Origin of the sequence: Protofrankia symbiont of Coriaria ruscifolia, from assembly GCF_900634745.1 — a bacterium.
GTDB classification, from domain to species: Bacteria; Actinomycetota; Actinomycetes; order Frankiales; family Frankiaceae; genus Protofrankia; species Protofrankia californiensis.
Genome location: NZ_CAAAFR010000033.1, coordinates 1 through 5,682, shown reverse-complemented (window position 1 = coordinate 5,682; position 5,682 = coordinate 1). Strand labels below are relative to the sequence as shown.

General features: G+C 68.3%; 6 protein-coding genes and 1 pseudogene. 2 read left to right on the top strand and 5 right to left on the bottom strand.

All coding sequences use genetic code 11. The features are described from left to right. Positions 1–550 precede the first annotated feature (550 nt). Positions 551–1,452, top strand: a pseudogene (locus tag CV1CTNOD_RS27620) (radical SAM protein). A gap of 4 nt (positions 1,453–1,456) precedes the next feature. Here the strand turns inward: CV1CTNOD_RS27620 and CV1CTNOD_RS04265 are convergent. The 4 genes from CV1CTNOD_RS04265 to CV1CTNOD_RS04250 all read right to left on the bottom strand — a co-directional run bounded on the left by CV1CTNOD_RS04265 (position 1,457) and on the right by CV1CTNOD_RS04250 (position 4,458). Further along, on the bottom strand, positions 1,457–2,293 hold the full coding sequence (locus CV1CTNOD_RS04265; protein WP_207386181.1) for a phosphotransferase: 837 nt from the start codon (positions 2,291–2,293) through the stop codon (positions 1,457–1,459). Beyond that, the gene (locus CV1CTNOD_RS04260; RefSeq protein ID WP_131784866.1) at positions 2,283–3,047 is read right to left on the bottom strand and encodes an ATP-binding cassette domain-containing protein; all 765 of its coding nucleotides are present in this window, start codon (positions 3,045–3,047) and stop codon (positions 2,283–2,285) included. Before CV1CTNOD_RS04260 ends, CV1CTNOD_RS04265 begins: the two co-directional genes overlap by 11 nt. Positions 3,048–3,574: 527 nt before the next feature. Continuing rightward, positions 3,575–3,814 (bottom strand): DUF397 domain-containing protein, encoded by a 240-nt coding sequence (locus tag CV1CTNOD_RS04255; RefSeq protein ID WP_131784865.1) that lies wholly within the window; start codon positions 3,812–3,814, stop codon positions 3,575–3,577. Next, a complete protein-coding gene (locus CV1CTNOD_RS04250) occupies positions 3,793–4,458 on the bottom strand; it encodes an HD domain-containing protein (protein ID WP_131784864.1) in 666 nt (221 codons plus the stop codon). Before CV1CTNOD_RS04250 ends, CV1CTNOD_RS04255 begins: the two co-directional genes overlap by 22 nt. Here CV1CTNOD_RS04250 and CV1CTNOD_RS04245 point away from each other — a divergent pair. After that, positions 4,457–4,879, top strand: a complete 423-nt coding sequence (locus tag CV1CTNOD_RS04245; RefSeq protein WP_131784863.1) for a hypothetical protein — start codon at positions 4,457–4,459, stop codon at positions 4,877–4,879. The two genes, CV1CTNOD_RS04250 and CV1CTNOD_RS04245, sit on opposite strands and share 2 nt — an antisense overlap. Here the strand turns inward: CV1CTNOD_RS04245 and CV1CTNOD_RS04240 are convergent. Continuing rightward, on the bottom strand, positions 4,868–5,461 hold the full coding sequence (locus CV1CTNOD_RS04240; protein ID WP_131784862.1) for a hypothetical protein: 594 nt from the start codon (positions 5,459–5,461) through the stop codon (positions 4,868–4,870). The two genes, CV1CTNOD_RS04245 and CV1CTNOD_RS04240, sit on opposite strands and share 12 nt — an antisense overlap. Positions 5,462–5,682: the final 221 nt, after the last annotated feature.

Sequence of the window (5,682 nt, the reverse complement as noted above, 5' to 3'; positions counted from 1 at the left end):
CCGGGTCACCTGGATCGGCTAGCGAGAGGGTACCCACGCTCGCGCTTGCGCTACCTGGGCGTGGACGGTGACGGATTGGGGCACCAGGCCGGCATCGGAATCTCCCGACCACGGCTTCTCGCTTTGAACCTCATACTTGACCTTGATGGCGATGTCGTGTGTGAGTTGGAGCGGCAGCACGGCTCTCATAGCCAGATCCACCTCGTGGGACCTCAACTGATTTCTCATCCTCACCCAGTCGCGCAGCAACTCCGAGCGCTCGAAGAAGGCCAGCAGGTCGACGCGGGCGTTGACGGAGTCTCCAGCGCGTCCGACGGCGATATCCTCAAGCCGCTACTGGAGCGCCTGCAGCTGGTCCCAATGGTCCATCCAGTCACCGATCACGGCGGTGACGGTACGCCCTCGGTTTGCTCCGGCAGGACGAGCCTGCAGTTCGACGGTATCGCGAGCGTTGCTCGAGTAGGACCGCCGTACCTTGATCCAAACAGATGGTCAGCTGCTGCACGCACCGACATATCGTGCAAAGCGTTACATGCCTTATGCTCTGCGCATGCCAGACGTGTCGTTCCTCTGGTGCGAAGTGACGGGTCGCTGCCAGCTCACCTGCGTGCACTGCTACGCCGAGAGTTCCCCATCCGGGACGCATGGGGCGATGACCGAGGCAGATTGGGTGCGGGTGCTCGACCAGGCCTCCGATCTGGGGGTGCGGATGGTGCAGTTCATCGGCGGGGAGCCGACGCTGTACCCACCACTCGGGGTGCTGGTCGACCGGGCGTTGGCGCTGGGCCTGACGGTGGAGGTGTTCTCCAACCTGGTACACGTTCCCGACGCGCTGTGGGAGATCTTCTCCCGGCCGGGAGTGTCGCTGGCCACCTCCTACTACTCCGACGATCCCACCCAACACGCGGCGATCACAGGGCGGCCCAGCCATCGACCGACAAAGGCGAACATCGCCGAAGCGGTGCGCCGGGGCATTCCCGTACGAGCCGGAGTAATCGATCTTGGCGGCGAGCAGCGGGGCACGGGAGCGCGGGCGGAACTGGTCGATCTCGGGGTACCCGCCATCGGCTTTGACCGGTTACGCCAGGTGGGCCGAGGAATCCGCGACGGCAGGCCGGCGTCGAGCAGTTGTGTGGCCGCTGCGGGGACGGGGTGGCGGCGGTCTCTCCGGACGGCGCGGTGTGGCCGTGCGTCTTCTCCCGCTGGCTCCCGATCGGCAACGTGCTCACCGCGCCGCTGGCCGACGTTCTCGCCAGCGAGGCGGCCCGGGATGTGCGCGGGCAGCTCGCCGAGCATTTCGCGAGTCGGCAGATACCGCCGTGCGTGCCGAAGATGTGCGATCCGCAGTGCGGCCCATCCTGCGGGCCCGCGTGCAGGCCGTCCTGCTGGCCTACCGGTACCGGCCCGTGCCGGCCGAAGGGCGGCTGCGTTCCCAACTACGGGAAGAAGTAGTCCGTCAGCCGAGGGTGTGTAGGTGTCGGCGAAGCGGCTGGTCCAACTCGGGGTAGTCGCCGTCGTCGATGCGAGCCAGCAGCCGCGCGGCGACGGCCAGTTGTGCCTTCCGGCCGTCCGGAGTGTCGAGCATGCCGGCGAATGTGCGCCGCACCCGGTCGGCTACCTCTGGCACCAGCAGGCTGTGCAGCAGCAGGCTTGCGGCATCCGTACCGGCCGGGCCGCATCCCCACATCTCCCAGTCGAGGAAGCCGAACTGCGGGGCAAGCAGGTTCTCGAAGTGCAGATCGCCGTGAACGGTCTCCCACCGGTCGATGCGCACGTCCTCGCCGAAGGCCACACGCACCCGCTTGGACACCGCCTCCTGACTCGTGTAGACCCGCCCGGTCGGAGTGGAGCGGAGCGCATCGACACTGCGACGCAGCTCCGCCCACCACGAGTCCGGAAGATCCACCATCGTGCGTAGGTGATTCGTGGGCGACACGGCCCGGCCGGGAAGCAGGGTCATCACCTCGGCGCGTTGTCGACGCCAGTTCTGCTCGTCCCACTCCAACACGCCCAGCACGCGGGGCTTCGCCAGGCCCACCAGGCTGTTCGCGTCGGTATTCCCCGTCCAGGTGTCCCCGCGTGCCCACTCCGGGAACTCCGTGACCACACGCAGCCAACGGGGTCCGGTCGGACCGCTGGCCGACGCGCCGATCGTGCGCAGCCGCCACCCCCACGCCGGTTCCCCGACCACGGTGAGCCCGAAATGCTCGGCCGCGCGCGCGAGGTTGCCGCGCATCCACTCCCGGAACCGCTCGTCCGCCTGTTCCACGTCCACGTCGTGCTCAGCCGTCATCGCCACCGCCGTCGACGAGGTGGCGCAGGTAGGATCTCGGGTTGTCCAGGTAGCGCCGCCAATGGTCCACCAGCTCCAGTTTCTCCCACGGGGTGCGCCGGAACCCGTGCTCGCCTATCTCGATGATGTCCGCGCCCGGGGTCGCGGCCAGGATCGGGGAGTGCGTCGCGCAGATCACCTGCGCCCCGGACCGCCCCAGCTCGTACATCAGCGCGGTCAGGTGCAGGCAGGACGTGAACGACAGCGCCGACTCCGGCTCGTCCATCACGTAGAAACCGGGAGCGTTCATCATCGTCCGGAAGATGGTCGTGAAGCCCTCGCCGTGGCTCATCCGGCTGGTGTCCTCGGCCCAGTAGCCCGGCACGCCACCCAGGTTCTCGGTCATGGCGAACGCGGTCTCGGCCCGCAGGAAGAAGCCCTTCTTCTTCAGCCGCGGCCCGCCCAGCATCCGCGCTCCCGCCGCGGTCGTCTCCAACCGCAGCACCGCACCCAACGGGCTTTTCCGCGGGTTCGGCCGGCCGGTGCGGGCACCGGCCCGGCCGCCGTAGGGATCCAGCCTGAACCCTTCGGCGATCGCTTCCACCAGGGTGGATTTACCCGAACCGTTGTCGCCGACGAGGAAGGTCACCGGGTGGGTGAACGTCAGGCCGTGTTCGACTAGCGCCGCCACGCAGGGCACCGTGAACGGCCACCCGTCGCGTTCGGGCGGCTCGGGTGTCAGAGAGTCGGGGATGTAGGCACGCCGGACAAACACCGGGCCTCCTCACTGCACAGGTGGCGTGGGAACGCCCCAGTGCGGCCATCGGCACTATTGTGCTGGCCCCGGTGTGCTGGCCCCGGGACCTGTGTCGGGGCTTCGCCACGGGCGGAAGCGAGTCCGGGTCGGCGCACATGGCCGGGGGGCCGTAGCCGTTCCACCGGTCGGGTTCTCTATAGCTCAGCGGTCATACCGCCCGCAACCGGGGCTTCGCGTTGCCGTTGCATGCAGGGCAGCGTTCCACCCGGCCGTCAGGCCGCTCCCGTATGCGGGTGCGCTCGTCGCAGATACCACACCAGGCCGGATGTCCGTGCTCGTCTCTCCCGTCCGATACCGGGGTGATCGGGGCAGTGCCTGGGCGAGGGCCGCGCAGCGGCTTGTTGATGACGGTGTCCGGCAGGCCGAGATCAGCCGGGCTACCGGGATACCGTCTGCTACTGTCTCGCAGCGCCTGCGTCGACGGAGATGACCGTGGCCCCGTCTCTCGTCGTTGAGAGATGGGGCCGTGGAGCAGGTGGGACGGTTCAGATGTCGAACTCGCCTTCCTTGGCGCCGTCGGTGAAGGCCCGCCATTCCTCGCGGGAGAACGACAGCACCGGCCCGTCGGGCTGGACGGAGTCCCGGAGGATGACTCCGTCGTCGAGCTTTGTGACTTCGACGCACACGCCACCGGCGCCGTTGCTGTAACTGGACGTGATCCAGGTGAGTTCGCCCACGACGAGCTCTTCGACGTCAGGCTTCTTCAGGTTGCGGGCGTCGGCCATGGTTGATCCTTTCGATGGGTGGGATGTTGTGGAACAGTCCGGGTATGTGGCAGACCCCGACAGGCCCGGTCGGCGGCGACAAGCAGACCGGTGAGCTCGCAGGCCATCGACCGAGGAAGGAACGGCGCTGCCGCGGTACGGAAGGCGTGGAAGTACGGCATCTGATCGCGAAACGGTCGGCGTGCCTGCCAGAAGACGTCCGGGTCGGAGACGCGGGCGGCGCGGCGCAGCACCGACCCGAAGGCGACGATCTTGTCTGCTGTGGTGGCCAGCAGCGACGGCATGTCGTCGCTGGCGAGCCGGCGGACACGGTCCAAGGTCTGTTCACCGCTGATGTTCGGAGTGGCCATCGCGCGGTGCTCTGCCTCCAGCACCCGGATGATCCGGAGGGTTTCCGGGCCGAGCAGGGACATCACCACCGGGTCGAGCTGGTCGGATGGGGCCAGCTCGGGGGCGTCGTGCAGGAGCACGGCGGCCAGCAGAGCAGGCGGGGCAGTCGGATGATGCTGGCCGAGTACGACCACGACGCGGACCGCGTGGGCGAGCGCCGGGGCGCCGTCGATCATGTGACCGGCACACCAGCGCCGTGCGAGGTGTAGCGCGCCTGTAACGGTGGGATGGCGCGGCGGGGACAATACGGTCATGACCAGGTCTCCCGATCAGCCGGCCGACGATGATCTGATCTGTGTGACGTGCCCGTCCCGCGCCTTGTCCCGCGGACGGTTCGACGTCGCCTCCCACCCCGACCCCCGCCAGTACACACTCGACCGGGCGTCCGGCTACCAGGTCGACCAGACCAGCGGGGTTGCGGTCTGCGTGCATCCCCACAAGGTCGGCCTGCCCGCCGGGGCCTACGCCAGCGAGGGAACCAAGCTGCCAGCCAACACCCCGGCAACCGTTGAGGGAGACGTGTGGGACGACCCGGACCTTGTCGACCGTCTACTCGACAACGATGGTCCAGATGTGGTGGATATGCGGCGGGCGCTCGCCGCTGAGACGCCCACCGCAGCCCGGCGGAGATTCCCACGGGCACGGGCCGTGTTCCGGCGCCAGTCAGCCCGGTAGGGCCGGCTCCGGGACGTCGAAGGTGATTCGGTGGGCGCGGCCCCCGGGGTTGATGCCGACGGAGGCGTACAGGCCGTTGAGGATCGTGTGACGTCGGGTGGTTTCCTGCGCGCCGATCCAGTACCGCCGGTTCGGCTCACCCCAGCCGGCGGCCTGGTAGCAGGCGTCGGTGTAGCAGCCTGGTTCGTAGTCGAACTGTTCCTGGTCGGTCATGTGGACCAGCTCGAGCGCGAGGCTGCGTTGCATGCGGGAGATCAGGGTGTGCTGGGCGAGGACGGCGTGGACCATCTCGTCCACCGGGGCCGCGACAGCAAGCTCGGCGGTGCTCTCGTTGCCACCGGTGAGGGTGAAGACGGCTGTTTTCAGGGCCAGGACGCGGATGGCTTCGTCGAACAGCGGCGGGCCGTCGAGCGTCAGGTCCCACTCGGCGATGATCGGATAGCCCGTGAACGTGGCCCAGCACTCGGGGTAGAGCAGGGTCGCTTCCTTCAGCCGCGGGAACTCCAGGTAGTTCCGGATCTGCCTGATGATCTCTGTGGTGCGGTGGCCGACATCCTCGGGAGCGGGAGCGGTGACGGTCATGACGGTCCTTTCCGTGGATGGATGGATGGGTGCACGCGCCGGCCCGCGGCCACACCCACAGCTGACAAGGGAGGGGCGGGTACACACGGACCGGCGCGCGTCTGGCAGACCCCCCGCCCTGCTCACCAGGCACGGATGGCGGGGGGTCTGGTCTCAGCTCCCTGTACGGGGAGGGTGGAACGGGAAGGCGATCGGCACCACGCGGCCGTCCAACCCGTGGC